Annotated in this window: 25 protein-coding genes; 13 read left to right on the forward strand and 12 right to left on the reverse strand. The window is 70.5% G+C overall.

Annotated features, from left to right (window positions below; all coding sequences use genetic code 11):
* Positions 1–12: 12 nt before the first annotated feature.
* From G406_RS0117895 to G406_RS0117920, 6 genes are read right to left on the reverse strand one after another with little or no spacing between them, the layout of a single operon-like run.
* Positions 13–636, reverse strand: coding sequence for a GNAT family N-acetyltransferase (locus tag G406_RS0117895; protein WP_028934896.1), 624 nt, complete (start codon positions 634–636; stop codon positions 13–15).
* Positions 637–669: 33 nt separating this feature from the next.
* Positions 670–1092, reverse strand: coding sequence for a type II toxin-antitoxin system VapC family toxin (locus G406_RS0117900; RefSeq protein WP_028934897.1), 423 nt, complete (start codon positions 1090–1092; stop codon positions 670–672).
* Positions 1092–1346, reverse strand: coding sequence for a type II toxin-antitoxin system VapB family antitoxin (locus G406_RS0117905; protein ID WP_028934898.1), 255 nt, complete (start codon positions 1344–1346; stop codon positions 1092–1094). The genes G406_RS0117900 and G406_RS0117905 overlap by 1 nt, the downstream gene beginning before the upstream one ends.
* Before the next feature lie 28 nt (positions 1347–1374).
* Positions 1375–2871, reverse strand: a complete 1497-nt coding sequence (locus G406_RS47705) for an FAD-dependent monooxygenase (RefSeq protein WP_051342282.1) — start codon at positions 2869–2871, stop codon at positions 1375–1377.
* Positions 2868–3749, reverse strand: coding sequence for an alpha/beta fold hydrolase (locus G406_RS0117915; RefSeq protein ID WP_028934899.1), 882 nt, complete (start codon positions 3747–3749; stop codon positions 2868–2870). The genes G406_RS47705 and G406_RS0117915 overlap by 4 nt, the downstream gene beginning before the upstream one ends.
* A complete protein-coding gene (locus tag G406_RS0117920) occupies positions 3746–4567 on the reverse strand; it encodes an alpha/beta fold hydrolase (protein WP_037077219.1) in 822 nt (273 codons plus the stop codon). Before G406_RS0117920 ends, G406_RS0117915 begins: the two co-directional genes overlap by 4 nt.
* 58 nt (positions 4568–4625) lie before the next feature.
* On the opposite strand from G406_RS0117920, the gene G406_RS0117925 reads away from it, so the two are divergent.
* From G406_RS0117925 to G406_RS0117945, 5 genes are all read left to right on the forward strand, one after another.
* Positions 4626–5282 carry a TetR/AcrR family transcriptional regulator gene (locus G406_RS0117925; protein ID WP_028934901.1) on the forward strand — a complete coding sequence of 219 codons (657 nt, stop codon included), beginning with the start codon at positions 4626–4628 and terminating at the stop codon, positions 5280–5282.
* Positions 5283–5325: 43 nt separating this feature from the next.
* On the forward strand, positions 5326–6630 hold the full coding sequence (locus G406_RS0117930; RefSeq protein ID WP_211241185.1) for an amidohydrolase family protein: 1305 nt from the start codon (positions 5326–5328) through the stop codon (positions 6628–6630).
* 130 nt (positions 6631–6760) lie between these two features.
* A complete protein-coding gene (locus G406_RS0117935) occupies positions 6761–7768 on the forward strand; it encodes a terpene synthase family protein (protein ID WP_028934903.1) in 1008 nt (335 codons plus the stop codon).
* A gap of 40 nt (positions 7769–7808) precedes the next feature.
* Positions 7809–8633, forward strand: a complete 825-nt coding sequence (locus tag G406_RS47710; RefSeq protein WP_037077220.1) for a TIGR02569 family protein — start codon at positions 7809–7811, stop codon at positions 8631–8633.
* A gap of 20 nt (positions 8634–8653) precedes the next feature.
* Positions 8654–9682, forward strand: a complete 1029-nt coding sequence (locus G406_RS0117945) for a hypothetical protein (RefSeq protein ID WP_028934904.1) — start codon at positions 8654–8656, stop codon at positions 9680–9682.
* Here G406_RS0117945 and G406_RS0117950 read toward each other — a convergent pair.
* A complete protein-coding gene (locus tag G406_RS0117950) occupies positions 9600–10505 on the reverse strand; it encodes an alpha/beta fold hydrolase (RefSeq protein WP_051342283.1) in 906 nt (301 codons plus the stop codon). The two genes, G406_RS0117945 and G406_RS0117950, sit on opposite strands and share 83 nt — an antisense overlap.
* A gap of 87 nt (positions 10506–10592) precedes the next feature.
* Positions 10593–11312, reverse strand: a complete 720-nt coding sequence (locus G406_RS0117955) for a hypothetical protein (protein ID WP_028934906.1) — start codon at positions 11310–11312, stop codon at positions 10593–10595.
* A gap of 481 nt (positions 11313–11793) precedes the next feature.
* On the opposite strand from G406_RS0117955, the gene G406_RS47715 reads away from it, so the two are divergent.
* The 4 genes from G406_RS47715 (at position 11794) to G406_RS0117975 (ending at position 18790) form a co-directional block, all read left to right on the forward strand.
* Entirely contained in the window at positions 11794–14559 is a 2766-nt protein-coding gene (locus G406_RS47715) for an amino acid adenylation domain-containing protein (protein ID WP_051342284.1), read from the forward strand.
* Entirely contained in the window at positions 14556–15992 is a 1437-nt protein-coding gene (locus G406_RS0117965; RefSeq protein ID WP_028934907.1) for a tryptophan 7-halogenase, read from the forward strand. Before G406_RS47715 ends, G406_RS0117965 begins: the two co-directional genes overlap by 4 nt.
* 81 nt (positions 15993–16073) lie before the next feature.
* Positions 16074–17396 (forward strand): cation:proton antiporter, encoded by a 1323-nt coding sequence (locus G406_RS0117970; RefSeq protein WP_245607149.1) that lies wholly within the window; start codon positions 16074–16076, stop codon positions 17394–17396.
* Entirely contained in the window at positions 17393–18790 is a 1398-nt protein-coding gene (locus G406_RS0117975) for a tryptophanase (RefSeq protein WP_028934909.1), read from the forward strand. The genes G406_RS0117970 and G406_RS0117975 overlap by 4 nt, the downstream gene beginning before the upstream one ends.
* 1 nt (position 18791) lies before the next feature.
* Here the strand turns inward: G406_RS0117975 and G406_RS0117980 are convergent, their stop codons facing one another.
* Entirely contained in the window at positions 18792–19082 is a 291-nt protein-coding gene (locus G406_RS0117980; RefSeq protein WP_028934910.1) for a hypothetical protein, read from the reverse strand.
* Positions 19083–19309: 227 nt separating this feature from the next.
* On the opposite strand from G406_RS0117980, the gene G406_RS47720 reads away from it, so the two are divergent.
* Entirely contained in the window at positions 19310–19603 is a 294-nt protein-coding gene (locus G406_RS47720; protein ID WP_037077222.1) for an antibiotic biosynthesis monooxygenase family protein, read from the forward strand.
* Positions 19604–20128, forward strand: a complete 525-nt coding sequence (locus G406_RS54130) for a CGNR zinc finger domain-containing protein (protein WP_028934911.1) — start codon at positions 19604–19606, stop codon at positions 20126–20128.
* A gap of 119 nt (positions 20129–20247) precedes the next feature.
* Here G406_RS54130 and G406_RS0117995 read toward each other — a convergent pair whose 3' ends face one another.
* Both G406_RS0117995 and G406_RS0118000 read right to left on the reverse strand, forming a co-directional pair.
* Entirely contained in the window at positions 20248–21162 is a 915-nt protein-coding gene (locus G406_RS0117995) for a TIGR03560 family F420-dependent LLM class oxidoreductase (RefSeq protein ID WP_028934912.1), read from the reverse strand.
* A 4-nt stretch (positions 21163–21166) separates the two neighbouring features.
* The gene (locus G406_RS0118000) at positions 21167–22093 is read right to left on the reverse strand and encodes a hypothetical protein (RefSeq protein ID WP_028934913.1); all 927 of its coding nucleotides are present in this window, start codon (positions 22091–22093) and stop codon (positions 21167–21169) included.
* A 280-nt stretch (positions 22094–22373) separates the two neighbouring features.
* Here G406_RS0118000 and G406_RS0118005 point away from each other — a divergent pair, with 280 nt between their 5' ends.
* Together G406_RS0118005 and G406_RS0118010 are read left to right on the forward strand one after the other, a co-directional pair.
* The gene (locus tag G406_RS0118005; RefSeq protein WP_028934914.1) at positions 22374–23033 is read left to right on the forward strand and encodes an ArsR/SmtB family transcription factor; all 660 of its coding nucleotides are present in this window, start codon (positions 22374–22376) and stop codon (positions 23031–23033) included.
* A gap of 114 nt (positions 23034–23147) precedes the next feature.
* Entirely contained in the window at positions 23148–24368 is a 1221-nt protein-coding gene (locus G406_RS0118010) for an MFS transporter (RefSeq protein ID WP_028934915.1), read from the forward strand.
* Between the two features lie 48 nt (positions 24369–24416).
* Here the strand turns inward: G406_RS0118010 and G406_RS47730 are convergent, their stop codons facing one another.
* Positions 24417–24770 (reverse strand): MerR family transcriptional regulator, encoded by a 354-nt coding sequence (locus G406_RS47730; RefSeq protein WP_037077241.1) that lies wholly within the window; start codon positions 24768–24770, stop codon positions 24417–24419.
* Between the last annotated feature and the right edge of the window lie 31 nt (positions 24771–24801).

Consider the following 24801-nt stretch of genomic DNA (forward strand, 5'->3'; position numbering starts at 1 on the left):
AGGTGGTCGCGTTCACGGGCGCCCCTGGGACAACCGCTGTCGCAGGCGGGCCTTCGTGGTCGGCCACTCGTCGGCGATCACCGAGAACATCGCCGAGTCGCGCAGGAGTCCTTCCTCGCCGGGAGCGTGTGAGGGTGACCATTGCCGAAGGACGCCTTCGAAGTGCGCGCCCAGCGCTTCGATGGCGCGGCGGGAGCGGGTGTTGCGGGCGTCGGTCTTGAGATCGACCCTGGCGACGCCCAGCGTCTCGAAGGCGTACCCGAACAGCAGAAGCTTCGCCTCGACGTTGATCCCGGTCCGCTGGGCCGACGCCGCCAGCCAGGTCCAGCCGACCTCGATGGCGAACAGCACCGAGTCATCCGGCCGGAAACGGGGATCCCAGTACGCGGTGCATCCCACCGCGCGGCCGTCGCCGCGCCGGATCTGCGCGAACGGCGCCATCCTGCCGCCCCGTGCCCGCTCCACATGGGTGGCCAGGAACGCGGGGACCTGCGCGCCTCTCGGGACGCTGGTCATGCCGTAGCTGCTCCGGTCCTCTTCCGCCGCGACCGCCAGGTCCTCGGCGTGAACCGTGGACAACGGCTCCAACCGCACGAGCGAGCCTTCGAGCACCGGAACAGCGGGCAGGACGCTCATCGGATCCTCTCGTCGGTCCTGGCTGTGTCTCGGTCAGTCGCGTTGGGCGCGTTGTTGCGGCGGCAGGGGGCGAACAGGGCGTACGTCGGTATGGGAGAAATCCTCGCCTTTGTAGAGCAGTGGTTCTCCGCTCACCTGGGTGAGGGCGTACGTGAAGCAATCGCCGTAGTTGAGTCCGGCAGGGTGTCGCCCTTTGCCGAATCGGCGATAGGCGACTCGCGCGGCCTCGGCCTGGTCGCCGTCCACTGCCACCAGCTGCACGTCGGCTCGATGCAGCCAGAGATCGAGTTCTCGCCCGCCGGCCTCCCCGTATCGGCTTTCGACGACGATCGCCGTCTCCAGAAAGGTCGCTGTGGACATCAGTCTCACCGGGTCGGCTTCGATGGCCTCTTCGAACGTGGATGCTTCTGGCTCGTCGGAGAGCATGGCGACCATCGCGGAGGTATCGATGACCATCAGGCGGGAAGACCGTGGTCGTCGTAGCCGAGGATCTCGTCGGGGCTGCGATCGTCAAGCCGCGGCAGGGTCGAGCACCTCGCGCGAATGGCCGCAAGGTCGTCGCGCAGCGGTACGGCGCGGGTGCGTCCCTGCTGGCGTGCCAGACGCTCACGAAGCGCGACGATGACAACCTCTGTGAGGGACTCCCCGGTGCGTGCCGCGAGTTCCCTTGCCAACCTGTCGGCTTCAGGATCCTTGATACTGAGCGCCATGTCTTGATTCTACCTGAATGGCAACATTCTATAAATGGTGTCCTGAATGTTGACCAGCGGGGAAGGCGAAACGGGGAGCGTCGCCGAGGCCGCCGATGTAGCCGTCGGGGCGCACGAGCACCACCGTGTCCCCGGTCAGCCCGTAGGTCCGGGCGAACTCGCCGGTCGGGTCGGTCAGTGAGTCCTCGGCACCGGATTCGACGGCGAGACGTTCGAGCCGTGCCCCGGCCGAGGGCCAGTCGAGCCGGGGACTGCTCCGGCCGTAGGCGATCGCGGTGAAGTGTGGACCCCGGAACGCCTCGAACAGCCGCAGCGGAGTACCGGAGGGGGCGCGCAGGACTGCGTCGGGGGCACGGTCGCCGACCCGCAGCGTCGCGGTGCCGGCGGCTGAGGCTAGCGGGCCGTCGCGGTAGGTCAGGGTCAGCTGCTGTTCGTCCGGACCGCGCCGCATGCTCGACGGTGCGAACCTGCCCAGGCCCTCGTACCTCTTGCTGGACAGTCCCAGCACGCCGGCGGCGACCGGCCGCCGCTCCGCCTCGTAGGTGTCCAGGAGCTTCTCGTCGGCGCCGGCCAGGACCTGTGCCAGCTTCCAGCCCAGGTTGTAGGCGTCGCCGATGCCGGTGTTGAGGCCCTGCGCACCGGCCGGTGTGTGCACGTGGGCGGCGTCGCCCGCCAGCAGCACGGGCCCTCGACGGTACCGCCGAGCCAGCCGGACATTGGGGCGGAACACCGACTGCCAGCGGATGTCCCGCACGGCCAGGCTCCTGTCGCGGGTGTGGGACCGGATCCGGCGGGTGATCGCGTCGGCGTCGCCCGGCGGGTCCTCGTCCGGAGCCAACCGGATCATCCACTGGAACAGGTCGCTGTGCGGCAGCGGGCAGGCACCGATGAACCGTCCGCGCATCCCCGGCCAGATGTGCCAGTAGCGGCGGGACAGGTCGCCGGCGACGGTGCTGTCGACGATCAGGATGCGGTCCGCGTCGTCGGTAGAACCGTCGAACTCGATCCCGGCCTGCTTGCGCACCCGGCTGCCACCGCCGTCGGCGCCGACCAGGTACCGCGCGCTGACGTCCTCGGTCCCGTCGGCGGTCGACAGCCGCGCGCTGACCCCGGTGGGCCCGGCGGTGAAGTCCACCAGCTCGGTCCCGAACTCGACTCGCCCGCCGAGCGCCTCCAGCCTCGCGTGCAGCGCCCGGTCGGTGCTGTACTGCGGGATCAGCCAGGTGTCGGGGTACGGGACGTCGGGGCTCGGCGTCCCCTTGGCCATCATTCGCCGGGGCAGGATCACCGGGCCGAGGTGGATGCCCAACTGCGGATACAGGCTGCCCCGGTCCAGCACCTCGGGCAGCGCGCCGAGGTCCTCCAGCACCTCCAGCGTGCGCGGCTGGATCCCCTTGGCCCGCGACCCGTCGAAGGCCGAGGTGGCGCGGTCGATGAGCCGCACGGTCACGCCGCGCCTGGTGAGGTCGATGGCCAGCGCGGTTCCGGTGGGTCCGGCTCCCACGATCAGTACGTCGACAGTCATCGCTGTGGCCTCTCCGCGTGAGCCGCCACCAGGTCGGCGACGGTGGTCGGACGTTCGAACGGGACCATGTGGCCGCAGTCGGAGACCACCTGGCAGTGCGTGGGCCGCAGCAGGGAGCGGACCCGGTCGAGAGAACCGATCGGCGTGACCGTGTCCCGCGCTCCCCAGATCAGCGTGATCGGCACCGGCAGCTCGCCGGCCCGTCGGTACAGCTCGGCGCGGTCGAACAGCGGGAAGTGGCGCAGCGTCGCGAACAGCGCGTATCGGGAGCCCTCGCACCGGTAGGCATCGCGCACCAGAGCGGCCAGCTCGGCCCCGAGCACCGGATCCCGCACCTCGTGCCCCAGGTGGTGCTCCAGCAGCCGCCCGCCGAAACGCCGGGCGAGAAGACCCACCGTCAGGTCGGTGCCGAGCAGGAGCCGGTACGGAACAGGCCTCGGGCCGAGACCGGCCGGGCCGACCAGGGTCAGCGTGCTCACGGGGTGGGCGAGGGCGTGCGTCATCGCCACCAGCGCACCCATCGACGTGCCGACCAGGTGGTGCGGCGTCGGCAGGTCGAGCTCGCGGACGAGCTCGTCGAGCTGACGGGCGAACAGCGCCTCGTCGTAGCGCCCCTGGACCCGATCGGACCAGCCCCGCCCGTAGCCGCTGTAGGTCAGGGTCCGCAGGCCGTGCGCATGCAGCGCCGCGACCGTGGAATCCCAGTAGAACAACGGCACCGTCAGACCGCCCACCAGTACGACGACGTCGCCGCCGTGCGGTCCGGTCAGCTCGTAGTGCGTCACGCCGTCGGACAGCCGGACGAAGCTGCCCCGCAGCGTGGACCGGGTCGCGGCGTCGAGCCGACGGTCCTCACCGGGGGTGACGAAGTACCTCACCGGCTCACCGCCCGCGCGAACTCCGCGACCGCCTCGGCGACCCAGCGAGGATCCTCCTGCGGCAGCAGATGGCCGCCGTCGGGATGGACCTTCTCGGTGCAGCCGGTCAGGAACCGGGCGAAGTGCTGCCCGTCCATTCCCGCGCTGCGCAGCACCAGCGTCGGCGCGGTGATCCCCGGGATCTCCGCACTGCGGTCCGGCTGGTCGGTGCATGCCAGGTCGACCATCGCGCCGCGGTTGCCCGGCCGGTTCCACAGCCGGTGCGCGCGCTCGACCAGCTCCTCGTCGACGACGCCGCGATGCGCCGGACCGACGGCCTGGCGCAGACCCCGCGCGACCGCCGACCGGGGCACGAACCGCCGCAGCACCTGGCCGAACACAGGGTTGCGCGCGAGCCGCATGGCTGCCGGGACCCGCTTGCCCGGATAACCGGTGGCGTTGACCAGTACCAGACCCGCGACCCGGTGCGGGGTGTCGAGCGCGAGGTTCCAGGCGATGTTGCCGCCCAGCGAGTTGCCGACGACCACGCAGCGGGGTACCTCGACCGCGTCCAGGAACCGTGAGAGCGTCCCCGCGTAGGTCCGCACGCGGTAGTCGCGGTCGGGCCGGGGTCCGGTCACCCCGAACCCGGGCAGGTCCGGCCGAAGCACGTCGAACGAGTCCTCCAGTCGTCGAGCCACCGCCTCGACACCGTGCAGCGAGGATGCGCTGCCGTGCAGCAACACCACCGTCGGACCCGTCCCCGAACGCTTGTAGTGCATCCGCATGCCGTCCACCACGGCGAACCGCGAGTCGGGGTGCACGTCGTGATCACTCATAATGGTTACAGCGTTGCCGTTATTGGCACCGGTGTCAACCCTCGGCATACTGGGCCGCGTGACCACGCGCCCCGAGCTGTCCGACCGGCGATCCCCGGGGCGTCCACCGGTCCCGCTGGAGCGGATCATCGCCACGGCCATCCAGATCCTCGACGAGGAGGGTGCCGACGCACTCTCGATGCGGACCCTGGCCCGGCGGCTGAACTCCGGCACGGCAACCCTGTACCGGCACTTCAGCGGCCGGGCCGAGCTCGTCGCCCACGTCATCGACGGAGTGCTCGGCGAAGGTCGGGTCGAGCCGGAGGTGATGCGGACGCTGTCCTGGTCACAGGCCTGCGAGACGCTCGCGCACGCCATGTTCGAGGTGTTCCGGCGCCACCCGGGTGTCGCGCCGCTGCTGGTGGATCAGGTCCCGGTCGGTCCGCACGCGATGGCGCAACGTGAGCAGGGGATCGCGCTGCTGCTCGACGCGGGCTTCTCGCCGGCGGACGCCGCGCAGACCTGGGCGACACTGGCCAGGTACGTACTGGGGTTCGCGATCCAGCTCGCGGGCGGCGGATCGGAGGCGGGCGAGCCGTGGGCGGCGCCCGACATGAGTGCGTTTCCCGCGACGCTCAGCGTGGTGGAGCACCTGCCGATACCGCTGGAGCGGGAGTTCGCCTTCGGGCTGAACCTGCTCATCGGCGGGCTCGGGCGACTCAGGGGGCACGACTGAGGCGTTGACCCGATCGCCCCATAATGGCTACGGTGTATCCATTATGAAGGCTTTGCTGCGCGGCGCCCAGGTGATCACGATGACCCCGGGCAGGCCCGACTGGGAGCGCGTCGACGTCCTGGTCGAGGGAACCCGTATCGCCGATGTCGGCCGGGACCTCGACGGCGGCGACGCCGAGGTCCTCGATCTCTCGGGCCGGGTCGTCATGCCCGGCCTGGTCAACGCCCATCTGCACACCTGGCAGACCGGGCTGCGCACCGTCGGCGTCGACTGGACGCTGTCGCGGTACCTGACGCTCGCCCACGGCACCCTCGCCGGCTACTACCGCCCGGAGGACATGCGCATCGCGAGCCTGGCCGGTGCGCTGAGCCAGCTGAACAGCGGCGTGACGACGGTGGGCGACTGGTGCCACAACACTCCGACCCCCGAGCATTCCGACGCCGCGATCGAGGGGTTCCTCCGGTCCGGCATCCGGACGGTCTTCCTGCACGGCAGGCGGTACAGCCTGCCGGAGCCCCACCCGGTGACCGAGATCGACCGGCTCCTCGCGCGCAGCCACGAGCTGCTCACCGTGGGGATGGCGATCCCCGGCCCGCAGCTGTCCCCGGCCGACGTCGCCGTCGCCGACTTCCGGGCCGCCGCCGAGCGCGGCATCGTCGTGTCTATGCACCAGAGCGGCGGCGACCCGCAACCCGCGTGGGACGTCGTCCGAGAGGCGCGGCTGTTCGGCCCGCTCACCAACATCGTCCACGGCGCGGGCCTCACCGACAGCTGGACCAGGACCCTCGTCGACGCGGGTGTCAGCTTCACGACGACCGCGGAGAACGAGCTCGGTCAGGGCCACGGCGCCCCGATCACCGCGCGGCTGCTGCCGATCGGCGCCGCGCCGTCGCTCGGCACCGACACCGACGCCGTCGTGCCCGGCGACCTGCTGGTGTCCGCCCGCGTCGCACTCGCCCAGCAACGCGGCCTCGACCACGACCACCACCGACAGGCCCACGGGGTCTTCTCGCACGAACCGACGGTCACCGCGATGCAGGCGCTGCGCTGGGCGACCGTCGAAGGAGCCCGCGCGCTCGGCCTCGCCGACGACGTCGGCCGGCTGGAACCGGGCATGCGGGCGGACCTCATCGCCGTCGACGCGCGCGCACTCAACCTGTGGCCGGCGCACGACCCGGTCGCGGCGGCGCTGCACGCGGGCGTCGGCGACATCGAGTCGGTGATGGTCGCCGGACGCTGGCGCAAGCGCGACCACACACTCGTCGACGTCGAGGTCGAACGGGTGAAGGAGGAGCTGGCGGACTCGGCCGGGCACATCGTCGCCGCCCTCGGGGCCACGCGCTCCTAGGTATGCGCCGAGGGCGGGTCGCGGTATCGCTATCACCGTCTTCTCCCCGGGGCCACGGCCGGTCATCATGCTGGGAACCCGGTCGGGCAGACGTCGCCGGGAGAGCCCAGGCGGGGACCGGTGAGCGCTCATGCCGATGATCGACACCTCGGTGCTGGTCGACGGCTTCTTCTCCCCGACCGAGTCGAACCCGGTGGCGGGACAGGCCGAGGACCAGGTCGTCGAGTGGCTGTGGCGGGTCGGTTTCCTCACCAGCCCGCGCCAGGAGGCGCATCTGCGGTCGTTCGAGCTCGGGCTCTACCACGGCATCGTCACACCGCGCGCCGACGTGGCGGCGATGGTGCTCGGTCTGAAGTGGTTCTGCTGGGGCTCGCTCGCCGACGACCAGTACGACAACTACGAGGGCAAGGACGGGGAACGGCGGTTCGCCGAGGTCGTGAGCGACATGCGCGCGGTGATCGCGGGGCAGGGGATATCGCCGTCGAACCCGGTCGTCGCCGGGTTCGCCGACTACTGGCCGGACCTGACCCGCTGCCTGGACGAGGTGGGGCGGCGCCGGATCACCGTCGACTACCTCGGCTACCTGGAGGCGGTCGCGCTGCAGAACCGGTACCACGCGCGCGGTGAGGTGCCGGACGAGGCGACGTTCGTCCCGATGCGCAGGCGCACCGTCGCGATGATCTTCCAGGTCGACGTGCTCGAAGTGGTCAGCGCGTACCGGATCCCCGAAACGCTGCGGGACGGTGCGGTGTTCCGCGAGCTGGTGCGGTGTTTCGCGGATGTCGCCGCGTGGCACAACGACGTCTACGGGGTGGAGAAGGACGTCGCCGACGGCCAGACCTGCAACATGGTGCGGGTGCTCGCGGAGTCGACGCGGTGCGGTCTCGACGAGGCGGCGGCGCGGGTGGTCGAACGCGCGAGGCACCGGCAACACGTGTTCCTGACCTGCGAACGGCAGCTGCCGGGGCTCGCCACGGAACTGGGACTCGCGCCGGAGTCCGCCGAGCAGGCACTCGGTCTGGCGCGCGATCTGCGGGCATACCTGTACGCCAACCTGATCTGGTGCGGGCGGACCCGCCGCTACGACCTGGAACTGCCAAGGACCCGAGGCACGTTCGACGACGTGCTGTCTGGCTGAGTGCGCCCGAAGGTGTCTGACCTGGGATTATGCTCAGCGTGTGAGCCAGCCTCCGCACGCGGTCCTGGTGGCTTTCGGAGCCACGGAGCCTCCAGTCGGTCTGGCCGGAGGCAAGGGTGAGACGTGGCGGGCCGGCCGGCTGGCGTTGAAGCCGGTGGAGTTCGAGCCGGAGACGCTCTGGCGCGCCGACGTGCTCGCCGCACTGCCGGACTCGCCCGAGTTCCGGATCGCCCGGCCCGTCCGGACGTTGGGCGGGGCGTGGATCGCCGAGGGCTGGGAGGCGACCACGATCGTCGCCGGTGACCCGGACGTGTCGCGGCCCGACGACGTGCTGCGCGCCGGGAACGCCTTCCACACGGCCATCGCGGACCTGTCCAGGCCCGCGTTCCTGGACGACCGCGACGACCCGTGGGCCTTCGGGGACCGGGTGGCGTGGGAAGAGCTCCCGGCCCGGGTGTCCCCGGGGGCGTCGGACCTGCTGGAGCAGCTGGTTCGGTCGCGCCGCCCGGTCGAGCTGGAATCCCAGGTCGTGCACGGCGATCTGCTGGGCAATGTGCTGTTCGCCGACGGGCTGCCGCCGGCGGTCATCGACTGGCCCGCGTACTGGCGGCCGGCGTCCTGGGCGTCGGCGGTCGCGGTCGTCGACGCCCTGTGCTGGTACGGCGCTGCACCCGAGCTGGCCGCGCGATGGTCGCACCTGCCGGAGTGGGGCCAGATGCTCGTCCGCGCGCTGATCTATCGCATCGCCACCGACGACGCGGCACTCGGGTCGGTCGGCTGGACACGGGCCCAACTGTCGGCCTACCGGCCCGTGGTCGATCTCGCGGTGTCGTTCCCGGGGGTAAATGTGCTGGACCGCGGCTGACGGGCAACTAGGTTGGCTCGATGCTGACCACCCGACTGTCGCGAGTGCTGTCGCTCGCGGTGCTGTGGGCCTGCGCGGTGTGCTGGGCGGTGTCGGCGACCGTGTGGCAACCGGTCGCCGAGCAGGCGCACGGGCCGGGCCCGCTGGAGATCGGCACCTACTGGATGCGGGACCTGCGGATCGCGGTCATGGTGCTGGCCGCCTCGGCGATCGTCTGGCGGGGCAGCGGCCGACGTGGGGTCGGATGGTGTGCGCTCGCCGTCGGGGCGGCCTGGCTCGTGCTCGACGTGGTCGTCGATCGCGCCGACCCGGCCGGTGCCGGCGCCTGCGTCGGCCTCGCGACGACCGCCGGTCTGCTGCTCACCGGTCTGTGGTGGTGGGCGGGCAGGGGCGGACCCGGCGACTTGACCGAGGGCCTGTCGGTCGCCGCGGTGCTGGCGGTGACGGTGGCGAACAGCCAGATGTGGGTTCCGACGGCACCGGAGTCGGTTTCGATGCTGTGGACGCCCCTTCGCCTGGCGCTGCTGGCCGTCGGGTGCGTCGTCGTTCTCGGCTGCGTCGCGGCCGCCGGTCGGGGCTCGGTCGTCATGTTGCGCACCGTGCTGGGCGCGCTCGTCGTGGTGAGCCTGGCGCTGTCCTTCGGGCCCGTTCCCTGGCTCTGGACGATCCTGCTGTTCGCGCTGTACGTGTGGGCACTGACCGCGACCACCGGTGCGCTGTGGGCGGCCCGCACACCCGCGGTGTGGCTGGGCGCCTGCGCCGCGGTCGTCCTGGGCTGGGTGCTGCCCCTCTCGCTGGTGATGATGACCTGGGCGCAGTGGTGGCACTTCCTGTCCCGGTACAACGAGTGGGTGATCGGGGACTACCTGACCGCGCTCGCCGGCAACCCGCCCGTCTACGACCCGCAGGCGTACACGCCCAGCCTCTACCTGGCCGGTGTCGTCGGGCTGTTCTTCGGCGCCGTCGTCATCGCTGGGGGAGCGGTGGCCCGGCGGACGCCAGCCAGTCCGTCAGCGCCCGTGCCGTCCGATGCGGCTGGTCCTCGGTGACGTAGGTGAACGCATCGGGCACCGTGCGCAGCTCGGCGTTCAGCGACCGGGCGTAGCGCTCGGCGCTGGCCAGCGGGAACACGTGGTCCTCGGCGGCCCAGAGCAACAGCACGGGCTTGTCGAAGCGGCGGACCAGCTGATCGGCGGCCCGCTTGCTGAACCGGTCGGACACGCTGCCGATGGCCTTGCGGCCGTCGTGACGGATCGCGGCACGGGTCAGCACCGGGCGGATGTAGCTGAGCATCGCGGGAGTGTCGATGGGGTGTTTCGCCAGCCAGCCGTAGGTGTTGCGCCATCGCCAGGTCAGCCGTAGCCGCAGCGCCTGGTGCAGCGCTAGGTAGCTGAGCGGATGGGTCGCGGTGGTCTTCAACAGGCCGAACCCGCCCGGTGTCGGTGGCCAGGTGCACTCCGGTGTCTCGCACGTGGCCAGCACGAGCCTGCCCAGCCGGTGCGGATGGTCGGCGGCGACGAGCTGGCTGTACGCGCCGCCGGAGTCGTTGCCGACGAGCGTCACGTCCGACAGCCCGAGTACGTCCAGCAGCTCGGCGATCATGGCGGCGATACCCGGTGGGGACAGGTCCGCGTCCCGGTCCACCGGGGCGACGTGCGAGCCGAGCGGCAGATCAGGGGTGATGCAGCGGAACCGGCCGCGCAGCAACGGGACGAGCTTGCGCCAGATGTTGGCGTTGACCAGGTAGCCGTGCACGAACACGAGGACCGGCAGGTCACCGCCGCTGTCGTGGTAGCGCAGCGGTCCGTTGCTCAGCGCCGCCTCGCGCGGAATGCCGAGCCGGGAGTCACGCCAGATGATCGGATCGGCCACGGAGCCACCACCTCCTTACTTCTTGCAATGATTATAAGAAGTGGTGACGATCAGGTGCAATGCCGCCGAGGGATTCGGCGGATCGAGCTAGTCGTCGCAGTACTCGTCGATCGCGGTCTGCTCGTCGGCGAAGGCCGTGTCGAAGGCTCGGACGTCGGCGTAGTCCCGTCTGGCCACCTCGAGATACCGGCGGACGTCGTCGGCGTAGTGCTGGCCGCCGTAGTCGGTGGCGTAGCGCTGGGACGGTTCCGACGACGCCGCCCAGGTCAGTCCCCGGTCGGCCATGAACCGGTCGATCAGGGACAGCTGGCGGGTCTCTTCGGCGAACTCCGCGACGCGGTCCTGGTAGATCTCATGAGCGGTCGGGGACTGCCCGAAGACGTGCTCGAACGACTCCCGCGCCGACGGCTGCTCGGCGGCCGGCGCCGCGGTCAGGGCGTTCCAGATCGGCTGGGCGATCAGCGTGGTGACGATCGGGGTGCCGTTGAGGGTCGCCGCCGGCTCGGTCGTCTCGAACACGGAGCCGAGGCTGTTGCGTTCGAAGGCGGCGAGCAGCTCCTCGATGGTGTCGAGCGGTTCTTCGGTGGCGAAGGCACCGTCGCGCAGCCGGGCGTGGAAGTACTCCAGCAGCAGGTCGGTGTTGGCGGTCTCCTCGTCGACGTCGATCGAGCCGAGCCGGTTGTAGTAACCCGGGATGCCCAGTGCCGTCGGCCGGTAGGACCCGTCGGTCCGCTCGAGCATGACGAGGACCGCCTCGCGGCTCAGGCTGAGGCCGGTGATCATGCATCTGCAGTCGTAGAACCCCATGGTTTCCCCTCCCCGAGAGTGTCGGGCGACATCGGTCGGCGCCACTCGAATGCCAACATGTGTTTGCCTACACAATAAGGTAAACAGATCGGTTGGTTACGGGTGGATCGGTGGAGCGGTATTGCCGAACGCGTGGAGCCGCATCAGTGTCCTTAATAGGCTGAAAGCTCACTCTTTGGTGCCTACTTGGCGTCCGTCTGATGCGCGAGTCCGGCCCGTGTCGTCCGACGGCGGGGTGGAATGTTCGCGCTGGTCGGACTCATGATCGCCGGTCGATCCGCTGTCGTGCGTCGCGGATACGTAAACCATAGTTTACCTGGCAAAACTACTTCTGGTCGTTGACTTGTAAAGAATGTTGACTGTCTACTGACGCGCGTCCAGTACTCGTGGGGACGCGGCCACGTCGGACGCTTCGAGGTGGGTTCGAGTGCGAGTGAAGATCAAGTTAATCAAACTTAGAGAAAGCGATAGGGGCTACTCAATGGTCGAGGCTGGTCAGGGAGATCAGCTTCCGCTGTTCTGGACCGACCTCGTGACGGCACACGCGGCCCGATCTCCGGACGCGATCGCGATCCGGGCCGGGCGCGAGGAGCTGAGCTACGCCGCGCTGACCGCGAGCGCGGACCGGTTGGCCCACCGGTTGGTCGAGCTCGGCGTGCGGCCGGAGCGGCGGGTCGCTCTGCTGATGAACCGCTCGATCGAACTGGTCGTCGCCATGCTCGCCGTGCACCGGGCCGGCGGCGCCTACCTGCCGATCGACCCGGGCTATCCCGCCCGGCGGGTGGACTTCATGCTGCGCGACGCCGCCGTGTCGGTACTGATCACCGACCTGGAGCGGACGATCGCCGTGCCCTCGGGGATCGAGGTCGTCGAGCTGCCCGACCGGTCCACCTCGACACCGGCCCCCGTCGATCCCGGCGGTCTACGGCCCGGTCACGCCGCGTACCTGATCTACACCTCCGGTTCGACCGGGCTGCCCAAGGGTGTCGTCGTTCCGCACACCGGCATCGTCAACCTGGTCACCCAGCAGATCGAACGGTTCGCGGTGACCGAGGACAGCCGGGTGCTGCAGTGGGCCTCGACCGGTTTCGACGCGGCGTTCTCCGAAGTCGCGATGGCGCTGGGTTCGGGTGCCTGCCTGGTGATGGCGCCGCCGTCCGCGCTGGTGCCCGGGCCGGACCTCGCCGCGACGGTCGCCGAGCACGCGATCACCCATCTGACGATCACCCCCACCGCCCTCGCGGTGATGGACCCCGCGGACCTGGCGTCGGTGTCCACCCTGATCGTCGCGGGAGAGGCCTTCCCTGCCCGAGCGGTGGCGGACTGGGCGAAGGGTCGGCGACTGATCAACGCGTACGGGCCGACCGAGACGACGGTCTGCGCGACGAGCAGCGCACCGCTGACCGGTGATGTCGCGCCGATCGGCCGGGCGCTGCCCGGAGTCAGTACCCAGGTGCTGGACGAACGGCAGAACCCGGTGCCCGACGGCTCCGTGGGGGAGCTGTGCGTCGGCGGGCTCGGCGTGGCGCGAGGCTATCTGGGGCGATCGGGGCTGACCGCGGAAAGGTTCATCGCCGACCCGTGGGGCCAGCCCGGGTCCCGCATGTACCGGACCGGGGATCTGGTGCGCCGTGACGACCACGGCGAGCTCGAGTTCGTCGGCAGGACCGACGACCAGGTCAAGATCCGTGGGCAGCGTGTCGACACCGGCGAGGTCGAGGCGGTGCTGGGGGAATACCCCGGCCTGCGCGACGTGCGGGTGCTCGTCGAGCGCGATCCGGCGGGCGCGCACTGTCTGGCCGCCTACCTGGTGCCGTCCCCGGAGCAGCCGGCCGACGACGTGGCGCTCGTGGGTGCCGCACGGTCCTGGGCCCGGCAGCGGATGCCCGAGTTCATGGTCCCGTCCCGGATCGTCGTGGTGGACGGTCTGCCCGTAGGTGACCACGGCAAGCTCGACACCGATGCCCTGCGCGCCCGCCGGGTGCCCCGACCGACGTCCGGCGCCCCGCGTGGCGCGGTGATCCCGCTGCTGTGCGACCTGTTCGCCGACGTCCTCGCGCTCGGCGGTGGGCACGAGTGCGGCGAGGACGACGACTTCTTCGAGCTCGGCGGTCACTCGTTGGTCGGGGTCGTGCTGCTCAGCCGCATCCGGGCGCTGTTCGGTGTGACGCTGACCCTGCCCGACCTGGCCGAGGCGGCCACCCCCTCTGCGTTGGCCTCACTGCTCACCTCGACCCGCCGTGCCGGGCCGCGACGACACGCCCCGGTCCTCACGCTCCGCCCCCGAGGCGACGGGCCCGCGCTGTTCTGTCTGCCGCCCGCGACCGGCCTCGGCCTCGCCTACGGCCGGCTGCTGCCCGTGATCGGCCCGGACAGCCCGCTCCACGCGCTGCAGGATCCCGGGCTCGACGCCACCACCACCCCGATCGAGACGATGCGCGGGCTGATCGAGCACTACGTCACGACGATCCGGCGCATCCGGCCGCACGGGCCCTACCACCTGCTGGGCTGGTCACACGGCGGAGTGCTGGCGCACGCGGTCGCGGTCGCGCTGGGTCCCGAGGTCGAGCTGCTTGCGGTCCTCGACGGGTACCCGGGCAGAGGCGGGACCCGCGCCGTGCGGGTATCGGACGCGGCCGAGCTCGACGAACCAGCAGCGCTGCGCCTGCTCCTGGAGTCACTCGGCCACGACGTCACCGCCGCGGCGCACACCCCCGAGTCGGTGAGCGAGCTGTTCACCGCGCACGACTCGGCGCTCGGTGCGTTCGACGCCGGCCAGGTCCGCCGCATGCTCGACGTGCTGCGCCGCAACATCCGGCTGCAACGCGACTTCACCCCCGAGGTGTTCGCGGGCACGCTCACCCTGTTGACCGCCCAGGGTGCCGCGCCGGACCCGATGTCCTGGCGACCGTTCGTGGCCGGTGAGCTCCGAGTCCATCCGACACCGGCGGAGCACCACCACATGCTGGGGCCCGACGCGTTGACGGTGCTCGCCCAGGTACTGGGGACCGATGCGGTCGACGACGTCCCCGCGCCCGAGCTCTCCGGCGCCCAAGCCGAGACCTGTCACGTGCTGCGCAACGACGAGGGCCAGTACTCACTGTGGCCGGCCGGGGTGGCGGTGCCGTCCGGCTGGCACCCGGTCGTCGAGTCACTGCCCCGTGAGCAGTGCCTGGCCTACGTCGACGAGCACTGGACCGACCTGCTGCCCGCAAGCCTCACCGAGCACGAACTGGGAGTCCGATGAGTAGCGCGACCTACGACGTCATCGTGGTGGGCGGCGGCCCCGCCGGATCCACCGTGTCCACCCTGGTGGCCAAACGCGGCCACCAGGTGCTGCTGCTGGAGAAGGAACGGTTCCCGCGCTACCAGATCGGCGAGTCGCTGCTGCCCTCGACGGTGCACGGCGTCGCCCGGCTGCTCGGCGTCGAGAAAGAAATCGAACAGGCCGGGTTCACCGTCAAGCACGGCGGCACGTTCCGGTGGGGTGCCGACCCCGAGCCGTGGACGTTCGACTTCGCCGTCTCCAGCCGCATGGCGGGCCCGACGTCACACGCCTACCAGGTGGAACGCGCCAAGTTCGACACGATCCTGCTCGACAACGCCGCGCGCAGCGGCGTCGAGGTCCGGCAGGAATGCTCGGTGCTCGACGTGCTGCGCGACGGCGACCGGATCACCGGCGTGCGCTACCGCGACGTCGACGGCGTGGAGCACGAGGCGACGGCCGGCTACGTCGTCGACTCCTCTGGCAACACCGGCAACCTGCATCGCCACGTCGGAGGCAACCGCGCCTACTCGGAGTTCTTCCGCAACCTCGCGTTGTTCGGCTACTGGGAGAACGGCAAGCGGCTGCCGGCGCCGAGCGAGGGCAACATCCTGTGCGTCGCGTTCGACGCGGGCTGGTTCTGGTACATCCCGCTGAGCCCCACGCTGACCAGCGTCGGCGCCGTGGTCAACCGCGAGTCGGCCGCGCTCGTGCAGGGCGACCCCGAGCGGGCGATGTCCGAGCTGATCCAGGCGTGCCCGCTGATCAGGGACAACCTCGCGGACGCCACCCGCGTCACCGACGGTATGTACGGGCAGCTGCGAGTGCGCAAGGACTGGTCGTACTGCGCGACCACGTTCTCCGCGCCCGGCATGGTGCTCGTGGGTGACGCAGCCTGCTTCGTCGACCCGGTCTTCTCCTCCGGGGTCCACCTGGCGACCTACGGCGCGACCCTGGCGGCCCGCTCGCTCAACGCGAGCCTGGCGGGCGAGGTCGAGGAGAAGGAGGCGTTCGCCGAGTTCGAGCAACGCTACCGGCGCGAGTACGCGCTGTTCTACGAGTTCCTGGTCGGGTTCTACAACCTGCACCAGTCGCAGGACTCCTACTTCTGGGAGGCCCGCAAGATCGCCAACACCGCGCCGACCGACCTGGAGTCGTTCATCAACCTGGTCGGCGGCGTGGCCGGTGACGAGTTCACCGGACCCCGGTTCACCGAGACCGCGGGCGAGCTCGCCGACACGTTCACCTCCGGTGGCCGGGCGCACGCGGGCGGAGGGTTCCTCGGCACACTGCTGGCCGCGGGCGCGGAGCTGCAGGTCGGCGCCGTCCTCGGCGACCATTCGGCGATGGCCGCTCCGGCCGGGGACGGTGGGCTCACCGTCTCCCCGGACGGCCTGAGCTGGGTCCGGTCCTGACATGCAGGCCAAAGAACCCGTGAGTGGCGAGTGGTCCCCTGGGACCACTCGCCACTCACGGGTTTCTACCAGGGGATTCGGGTGATCCCCCCGCTCGCGGCGCCGGTGCTGGCGACGTTCCTGATGCAGCTCGGGGTGCTGCTCGGGGCGGCGCTGTGCCTCGGCCTGCTCGCGCGCCGGCTCGGCCTGCCCGCGCTCGCGGGCGAGATGCTGGCCGGGGTGCTGCTCGGACCGTCGGTCCTGGGCCACCTCGGCCCCGGGGCGTCGGACTGGCTGTTCCCGAAGAACACCGAACAGGCGCACCTGCTCGACGCCACCAGCCAGGCTGGGGTGCTGCTGCTGGTCAGCCTCACCGCCGCGCACCTGGACACCACCATGCTGCGCACCCGGGCCGGTGACGTCGCACGCATCGGCCTCGGCGCCCTGCTGATCCCTCTCGGCGCGGGTATCGCACTGGGCTACCTCATTCCGGCCGCGCTGCTGCCGCCCGGCGCCGAACGCGGTGTGGTCGCGCTGTTCGTCGGTGTCGCACTGTGCATCACCGCGATCCCGGTGATCGCCAAGACCCTCGCCGACCTGGGCATGCTGCACCGCGACATCGGGCAGCTGACGCTGGCCTCGGCGGCGCTGGACGACACGGTCGGCTGGCTGCTGCTCGCGGTCGTGGCCGCGATGGCGACCATCGGCACCGGCGCGACCAGCGTCGGACTGGCGCTGGGCTACCTCGTGCTGGTGCTGCTGGCGGCCGTTCTGCTCGGCAAGCCGTTGGCCAGGCTCGGGCACTGGCTCAGCGCGCACGCCGCCGGCGCGGTCCCGGCGCTCGCCGTCGTGCTCACGATGCTCTACAGCTGCGCCACCGCGGGCCTCGGTCTGGAAGCCGTCCTCGGTGCGTTCCTCGCCGGTGTGACGGTGCTGCGCCGCCTCAACCCGGCACACCTGGCCGGGCTCAACACCATCACGCTGTGGGTGTTCGCCCCGATCTTCGTCGCCGGGATCGGGCTGCGTATCGACCTGGCCGTGCTGGCGAGCCCGCTCGTCGCGCTCGCGGCCGTCGTCGCCGTGCTGGTCGCGGTGCTGAGCAAGCTACTCGGCGCCTACCTGGGCGCACGGGCCAGCAGGCTGAGCCACTGGGAGGGACTGGCGCTCGGCGCCGGCATGAACTCCCGGGGCATGGTCGAGGTGGTGATCGCGCTCGCCGGGCTGCGCCTCGGTCTGCTCAGCCCCGCCGGCTTCACCATCGTCGTGCTCATCGCGCTGGTCACCTCCCTGCTCGCGCCGCCGATGCTGCGCATAGCCATGCGCCGAGTCCCCTCTGCCCCCGCCGAGATCGACCGCCACAACCGCCACCGGGCCTGGTCGTCCGACCAGCCCCGCGTCAGCACCTCGTCAGGAGAGCCCTCGTGAGCCGCGCACATCCCATCGAGCCGTACCGGATCAAGACCGTCGAGGCGATCCCGGTCACCACCAGGGCGCAGCGCGCCGAAGCGCTGGTGCGCGCCGGCTACAACACGTGCCTGCTGCGCGCCGACGAGGTCACGATCGACCTGTTCACCGACTCCGGCACGAACGCGATGTCCGACCGGCAGTGGTCGGCGATGATGCTGGGCGACGAGTCCTACTGCGGTTCCAGCAGCTTCTACCGCTTCGAGGCGGCCGTTCAGCAGTACTACGGCTACCCGCACGTCATCCCGACCCACCAGGGCCGCGCGGCGGAGAACATCCTGGCCCAGTGCCTGATCAAGCCCGGTCACCACGTGCCGGGCAACATGTACTTCCCGTCGACCCGCGTGCACCTGGAGCGCAACGGCGGCATCTTCCACGACGTGATCATCGACGAGGCGCACGACCCGAACTCCGAGCACCCGTTCAAGGGTGACGTCGACCTGGACAAGCTGCGCGCGATGATCGAGCAGGTCGGACCGGAGAACATCCCGCTGTTCTGGATCCACGCGACGGTCAACATGGCCGGCGGGCAGCCGATCAGCCTCGCCAACCTGGCGAAGGTCCGCGAGGTCGCCGACCAGCACGGCATCCCGATCATCCTGGACGCCGCGAGGGCCGTGGAGAACGCCTGGTTCATCAAGCAGCGCGAACCCGGCCAGTCCGACCGCTCGGTGGCCGACATCCTGCACGACCTGTGCGCGCTGACCGACGGCGCGACCATGTCGGCGAAGAAGGACTCGTTCGCCAACATCGGCGGCTGGCTCGCCGTGCGCGACGACGCACTCGCCGAAGCGGCTCGCGGCCTGGTCGTGGTCTACGAGGGCATGCACACCTACGGCGGCATGGCCGGACGGGACATGGAGGCGATCACCCAGGGGATCGTCGAGTCGGTACAGGAGCACAGCATCGCCGCCCGGGTCGGGCAGGTCGAGTACCTCGGCGAGCGGCTGATCGAGGCCGGGGTGCCGGTCGTCCGTCCGATCGGCGGGCACGCGATCTTCCTCGACGCCGCCGCGATCCTGAGCCACGTGCCCCGCGAGGAGCTGCCGGCGCAGACCCTGATCGCCGCGATCTACCTGATCGCCGGGGTGCGCGGGGTGGAACGCGGCGCGGTGTCGGCCGGGCGCGACCCGTCGACCGGCGAGAACCGCTACCCGCCGCTGGAGCTGGTGCGCCTGGCCATTCCCCGCCGTACCTACACCCAGAGCCACATGGACGCGGTCGCCGACGGGATCATCGACGTCTACAAGGAACGCAGCCAGATCGCCGGCGGTCTGACGTTCGTGCACGAGCCGAAGGCGATGCGCTTCTTCCAGGCCAGGTTCGCCCCGACCGCCGACGTGCTCGTGCGCTGAGTCAGCAGGCCTCTTCCCGCTCGAGTCCGGACACCGTCAGGATCAGGGTGTGTTTCCACGACCGTGCCCCGGGCAGCAGCCAGTCGATCCCCTCGATGCTGCTCGCGGCGCCGGACAGGGCCTGTTGTTGCAGGTACTTGCCGGCCGCGATCAATGCCTCGCCCTCGGTGGGCGCGCTCACCTCGACGATCCTGCACCCGTCCTCCGCCGGGGAGAACGTGTAGTCGATGTTCGCGAGCCCAGCGACGAAGGTGCTGGGGTAGTTCCATGAGTCCGCGCTCTGAGGTTCCATGTCCGCTCTCCCTGCTGTCTGACAGCCCGTGGAGGAACCCCGCTGAGACGTTGAGTTCCTCTTAACTCGTGAGTGCTGCCCAGCGTGGACCTCTGCTCGTCTATTTGATATCGGCGTGTGTCGTCGAATCCCGTGGTCGACTGCGACACCTGTCGGTCTCAGTTGCTCGCGCACGGACCGTGTCACGTTCTACTATCAAGATAGACCGTGACACGAAAGAGGCCGATATGTCGATCTACTCCGTGTGGGAGTCCCGGTTCGCCGCCGAGCGAGCGGGGGAGGGGCGCGCGGTGACCGAAGCGATCTGGCGCGACATGGTGGGTTTCGAGGGCTACCTGAGCCACGAGCTGCTCGTCGACGCCGACGACCCCGGGCACCTGCTGGTGGTCAGCCAGTGGGCGACCCGGGAGGACGCCGACGAGGCGCTCCGGATCTACGCCTCGCACCCGAACGCCCAGGCCGCGAACAGCCTCGTGGCCGAGCCCCGGCGTCGCATCCTCGCGACCAGGGTGGATGGCTGAGTGACTCCCGAGGCGCTGGTCGCGCTCGCCAACCTCGGCCGCCCCCGACGACCGGCGGGGACCTCGGTCGCGCGGGGTGAGCCGATCCTGCCGGACCTCGCCGGGGCATCCGGACAGCTGGCCGGGCTGCTCGACCGGCCGGTCACCGAGCCGGACCTGGCGGGTCTGCGCGGAGTCCACCACGCCGCGGCGCGCGCGGCCGAGGCGATCCTGGCCGGTGAGCCGGTGGACTGCGCCGAGCTCAACGCACTGGCCGCCGACAGCACCGCGCGAATCGAGCTGGTGGTCACCGACGGAACACCGAGCCAGCGGCTGACCTGGGACGACGCCACGCCCGCCTCGGCGCTAGCCCGACGGCTGATCACCGAGCTCAGCGCGCTCGACCCCGCCCGGCTACGGCGCTGCGCCCGCGAGCAGTGCGACCTGCTCTTCTACGACACCACCCGCTCCCGCACCCGCCGCTGGCACGCCGAGGACCCCTGCGGCTGGCGCGAGCGCCAACACACCCACCGCACCCGCCGGTGACGCCGCGGGCCTGAGCGCACCTCGCACACCGTCGTGCTGCGTCGTACACGTCCGGACATGTGCGACGCAGCACGACGGTGTGCGAAGTCGCCCGGTCTGTGCGGGTGGAGGTGTTGGGGTCAGGGGGTGGGGGAGAGGACCTCTGTGCGTAGGCGTTCCAGGGCGTCGACGCGGCGTTGGGCGTCGTCGCCCAGGGCCATGTCGGGGATCAGGAGCTCGTCGATGCCCGCCTCGGCGTAGCGGCCCAGGGTGTCGCGCAGCTCCTCGGCGCTGCCCATCACCACCGGCCTGCCCTGGGCGATCAGCGCGTCCCGGCGCCCGGCCGCTTCGCTGTCGCCCGCGTCGATGACCTCGAACATCGCCTGCGTGGAGCGGCGCACGGTGGCCGGATCGCGGCCGATCTCGTCGCAGTGTGCCCGGAACACCTCACCCTTCTGCGCGGCGAGGTCCGGCAGGCCCCAGTGGTTCCACTCGTCGGCGTGCGTGGCGACGATCCGCAGCGCCACCTTCTCGCCCTGGGCCCCGATCAGCAGCGGCAGCGCGGCGGGCTTCGGCTCCAGCGGCGCGCCGCGCAGCTGGTAGTACGTGCCGTCGAAGTCGGTGCGCGACTGGGTGAGCAGGCTCTTGATCACCTGGCAGGCCTCCTCGAACCGGGCGAGGCGCTGCTTCGGCGCGGGCAGGTCGATGCCGTACGCCTCGTGCTCGTTGATCTGCCAGCCGGCACCCAGACCCAGCACCAGCCGGCCGCCGCCGGCGATCTGGTCGATCGTGGCCACCTGGTTGGCGAGCACCGCCGGATGCCGATAGGTGTTGCCGATGACCATCGACCCTAGCCGGATCCGCTCGGTGCTCGCCGCGAGCGCGGCCAGCAGCGCGAGGCACTCGTGCACCGGGGCGTCGATGCCGTCGTCGCCGTTCTGCATGAAGTGGTCCGCGACCCAAATCCCGTGCCAGCCGGTCCGTTCCGCGTACCGGGCAGATTCGAGGATGTCGTTCCAGGGCCGGGGTGCGGCGGTCCAGAGGGAGAAATCCATGCGGTCAGCGTTGCATCTCGGCCGCGAGTGTGCCCGTGGTGACCCGGTTGTCCTGGTGGAATCTCAGCTCGGCATAGGTGACGGTGGCGATGCCGACGACCACGATGCTCGCCGGGATGGCGAGAACCGCGTGCAGCAAGGCCGTGCTCACCGACGTCGGTCCGCCGCCCAGCGCGCCGCTGATGCCGTAGACGATGAATGCGTAGACGCCGACCAGGAGAAGCGCGACCAGCATTCGGCCGGTCGTGGCCCAGAACCGGCCCCGGATGATGTCGAAGCACCGGCCGATTCCGTTGCGTTCGACCACCACGACGCCCGCGAGTGAACTGAGCAGCACGACAGCCAGGTAAATGCCGGGGATGAAGAAGAAGACCGTCCCGATGCCGATCAGTATCCAGGCGAGAGCCAGCCAGGCGGCGAACAATGGTGCCCGTTTCGCGGCGAATCGCAGACCGTCCGCGGCCGTGGCGGGATTGCCGTCGGCGTCGCGGATCGCCACGAACAGCGATGCGCCCATGACAAATACGGTGACCGCGATCGAGATCACCCAGCTGATCAGCATGGTGACGGCATAGGCGCCGAACGCCGCACCGAACGTGGTCATGTCCGGTGGCGCCCCGGTCTCCGCGCTCGCCTGCAACGCCGTGGCCTGGTCGAGAAAGGCGGTGGCCGGGCCCGCGGTGGCGATGCTGACGACCACGCTCACCACCGCGCTGATCAGCTGGAGGATGCCCAGCGTGACGGCGCTGCGCCTGGCCACGTCGATCGACCGGCGGAACCACCCCGCGAAATCGAGTGGCACCAGCGGGTCGTCGGGGAACCGGGGCCCGGAACCGGGGTAGTTCGGATAGTTCCCGGCACCCGGAAAACCGGGCTGGGGCTCCTCCTGACCGGAGGGATCAGGTCCCGGGTACGGCGGCGGTGTCGACATGGCACGAAGGTATCGGTGAACGGGAGTCCGGTGGCGTTCTTTTCGACCGGATTCCCTCGTCCGCGACCGCTCACGGCAATTCGGGTCGTGGGAGAAATGCGCCGACGAATACCCCCAGAAGTTCGGGAACTGTTCGCCGGTCACCCCTTTGACGATGTGACGCCGACGTGCGCGCCCGGTGCGCCCCAGTTCGACCCCCGGCGCTCCCGCGTCCCTGCTTGCGTACCGCGTCTCCGCAGGCCTACGCTGTTCCATAGATTCATGGAATAGTGGAGTGATGATGAGCGAAACAGGAACCCGGCCGGCGCTGTACGAGCAGATCGCCCGCGTCGGCAGTGCCCTGGGCAACGGCAACCGCCTGGGGCTCATCGAGCTGCTGGCCCAGGGACCGAGGGGAGTGGTCGAGCTGGCCCATGCGGCCGGCCTGCAGGTCACGACGACGTCGGCGCACCTGCAGACCCTCCGGCGAGCGGGCCTGGTCACCTCCGACCGGGACGGCACGACCGTGCGCTACCGGCTGCCCGGTGACGACGTGCTCGCCCTCTACGGCCAGGTGCTCGACGTCGCCTCGGCTCATCTGCCGGACGTCGACGCCGCCGCGCGCCGGCACCTGGGGCCGGACGACACCGAGGCCGTCGACCGCGACGAGCTTCTGCGGCGGGTCGAAGCGGGCGAGGCCGTCGTCCTCGACGTGCGGCCCGCCGTGGAGTACCGCGCCGGACACATCCCCGGCGCGGTGTCGATCCCGCTGGACGAACTCGCGGATCGCATGCGCGAGCTGCCCGCCGACCAGGAGATCGTCGCCTACTGCCGAGGTGCCTACTGCGAGTTCTCGCACGACGCCGTGCGTCTGCTGGCCGCGGACGGCCATCGGGCCTCCCGCCTGGTGGACGGCTTCGTCGAGTGGCGCCTGGCAGGCCACGCACTCGCCACCGCCTGACCTCACTCACATCCCCAGCCAAGATCACCACCGCCTGAGGGCTGATTCTCGGCCCGAAAACAGCCCTCACGCGGTGGTGATCGTGGAAATCAACCGGAACGGAGAGGGCCCGCCATGAGTGCACAGTCCTTGCGCGCCGAGACCGCCGCTGGGCGGCGGCTGCCGCTGGGCGTCTACCTGCTCTCGTTCAGCCTGTTCGCGATGGGGAGCGCGGAGTTCCTGCTGGCCGGAGTGCTGCCGGCGATCGCGGACGATCTCGGGATCACGCTGGCCGCCGCCGGAGCGTTGATCTCGGCGTTTGCCATCGGCGTGGTCCTCGGCGGGCCCTCGCTCGCGGTGCTCACCCTGCGCTGGCCGCGCCGCACCACGCTGGTCGTCACCCAGGCGGTGTTCGCGGCCGGGGTGGCGATCGGGCTGGTCACCGACGACTACGGCGTCCTGCTGGCCGCCCGTTTCCTCAGCGGTCTCGCCTACGCCGGGTACTGGGCTGTCGCCGCCGTCACCGCGATCGCGCTGGTCACCCCCGAGCGCAACGCCCGCGCCTCCGGAGTCGTGGTCAGCGGGCTCAGCCTCGCGATGATCGTCGGTGGTCCGGCGGGTGCGCTGCTCAGCCACTTCACCGGGTGGCGGGGTGGGTTCTGGCTGGTGGTCGCGCTCACCGTGCTCAGCGCTGTACTGAGCCTCGCGGCCATCCCCGCGACCGGCACCGACACCGCGCCCAGTGTGCGGCGGGAACTGCGTGCCATGCGGCGGCCACAACTGTGGATCGTCTACGCGGTGACCCTGCTCAGCACGGCCGCCTACATGGCCTCGTACAACTATCTCGCGGCGTTCCTGGTCGCTGTCACCTCGATCCAGGAGGTGTGGGTCCCGGCGATCTTCACCCTCTTCGGCCTCGGCGCACTCCTGGGGTTGTCGATCGGCGGCAGGATCGCCGACGGACGCCCCTTCCTCGCGCTCCTGGCCGGAGCATCTGGGATCGCGGCCGCGTCGGTGCTGTTGACGCTGCTCGGCTCCCACGTCGTCGTGGTCGTCCCACTGGTGGCGCTACTGGGCATCGCGGGCTTCGTGCTCAACCCGGCCGTCTACGGGCGGGTGTTCACCCTCGCGGCGCAGGCACCCACCCTGGCGGGGGCCACCGCGGTCTCGGCGTTCCAGCTCGGCATCAGCATCGTCCCCCTCCTCGCCGGAACAGCCCTCGACCTCGGAGCCGGCGTCGGATCGATCCCGTGGATCGGCGCGATCCTGGCGCTGGTCACCGTCCCGGTGGTGCTGCTCGACCGAACCCTCTCCCGTCGGCGACCGGTCACCGACGGTCGTGTGCCCACCGAGTGACGGGAACGGACCGGCTGCCCTGCAACGGCGACCCACGCCCAGGCCGGTCTACTCCTGGGCCTCCTCAAGCTCGATGACCGCTGCCAGGGCCTCCTCGAGACGGTGGATCCGTTCGGTGATCTGTTCCCGGTAGCCGGTCAGCGTCTCTCGACGAGTCGCCGGATCGATGTCCGTGCTGGACAACAGCTCCACGAACCGACGAACCTCGGCCACGGACATCCCGCTGGCACGCAGTTTCGTCAGCAGGAGAGCTCGGTCCAGGTCCCCGTCGGAGTACACGCGCCGGCCGTTGGAGCGGCGCGTGATGTCGAGCAGGAGCCCGGCGTTCTCGTAGTAGCGCAGCGTGTGTTGGGGCAGCCCGGTCTTCTTGGCCAGCTGGCCGATGGTGAATCCACTGTTCATCGCTCTGTCTCCTAGCGAGGCCACCGCGCCT

It is taken from the genome of Actinospineispora spinosispora DSM 44797 (assembly GCF_000429025.1).
In the GTDB taxonomy this organism is placed as follows: domain Bacteria; phylum Actinomycetota; class Actinomycetes; order Mycobacteriales; family Pseudonocardiaceae; genus Pseudonocardia; species Pseudonocardia spinosispora.

Excerpts from the sequence above, each read along its gene's own strand:
- G406_RS0117955 (WP_028934906.1), bottom strand. The coding sequence starts at position 11,312 with ATGGGGTTCTACGACTGCAGATGCATGATCACCGGCCTCAGCCTGAGC.
- G406_RS0117995 (WP_028934912.1), bottom strand. The coding sequence starts at position 21,162 with ATGGATTTCTCCCTCTGGACCGCCGCACCCCGGCCCTGGAACGACATC.
- G406_RS0117895 (WP_028934896.1), bottom strand. The coding sequence starts at position 636 with ATGAGCGTCCTGCCCGCTGTTCCGGTGCTCGAAGGCTCGCTCGTGCGG.
- G406_RS0117965 (WP_028934907.1), top strand. The coding sequence starts at position 14,556 with ATGAGTAGCGCGACCTACGACGTCATCGTGGTGGGCGGCGGCCCCGCC.
- G406_RS0117920 (WP_037077219.1), bottom strand. The coding sequence starts at position 4,567 with ATGAGTGATCACGACGTGCACCCCGACTCGCGGTTCGCCGTGGTGGAC.
- G406_RS0117945 (WP_028934904.1), top strand. The coding sequence starts at position 8,654 with ATGCTGACCACCCGACTGTCGCGAGTGCTGTCGCTCGCGGTGCTGTGG.
- G406_RS0118005 (WP_028934914.1), top strand. The coding sequence starts at position 22,374 with ATGAGCGAAACAGGAACCCGGCCGGCGCTGTACGAGCAGATCGCCCGC.
- G406_RS0117980 (WP_028934910.1), bottom strand. The coding sequence starts at position 19,082 with ATGGAACCTCAGAGCGCGGACTCATGGAACTACCCCAGCACCTTCGTC.
- G406_RS0117905 (WP_028934898.1), bottom strand. The coding sequence starts at position 1,346 with ATGGCGCTCAGTATCAAGGATCCTGAAGCCGACAGGTTGGCAAGGGAA.
- G406_RS0117900 (WP_028934897.1), bottom strand. The coding sequence starts at position 1,092 with ATGGTCATCGATACCTCCGCGATGGTCGCCATGCTCTCCGACGAGCCA.
- G406_RS47720 (WP_037077222.1), top strand. The coding sequence starts at position 19,310 with ATGTCGATCTACTCCGTGTGGGAGTCCCGGTTCGCCGCCGAGCGAGCG.
- G406_RS47715 (WP_051342284.1), top strand. The coding sequence starts at position 11,794 with ATGGTCGAGGCTGGTCAGGGAGATCAGCTTCCGCTGTTCTGGACCGAC.
- G406_RS0117930 (WP_211241185.1), top strand. The coding sequence starts at position 5,326 with ATGAAGGCTTTGCTGCGCGGCGCCCAGGTGATCACGATGACCCCGGGC.
- G406_RS0117935 (WP_028934903.1), top strand. The coding sequence starts at position 6,761 with ATGCCGATGATCGACACCTCGGTGCTGGTCGACGGCTTCTTCTCCCCG.
- G406_RS0118010 (WP_028934915.1), top strand. The coding sequence starts at position 23,148 with ATGAGTGCACAGTCCTTGCGCGCCGAGACCGCCGCTGGGCGGCGGCTG.
- G406_RS0118000 (WP_028934913.1), bottom strand. The coding sequence starts at position 22,093 with ATGTCGACACCGCCGCCGTACCCGGGACCTGATCCCTCCGGTCAGGAG.
- G406_RS47730 (WP_037077241.1), bottom strand. The coding sequence starts at position 24,770 with ATGAACAGTGGATTCACCATCGGCCAGCTGGCCAAGAAGACCGGGCTG.
- G406_RS47705 (WP_051342282.1), bottom strand. The coding sequence starts at position 2,871 with ATGACTGTCGACGTACTGATCGTGGGAGCCGGACCCACCGGAACCGCG.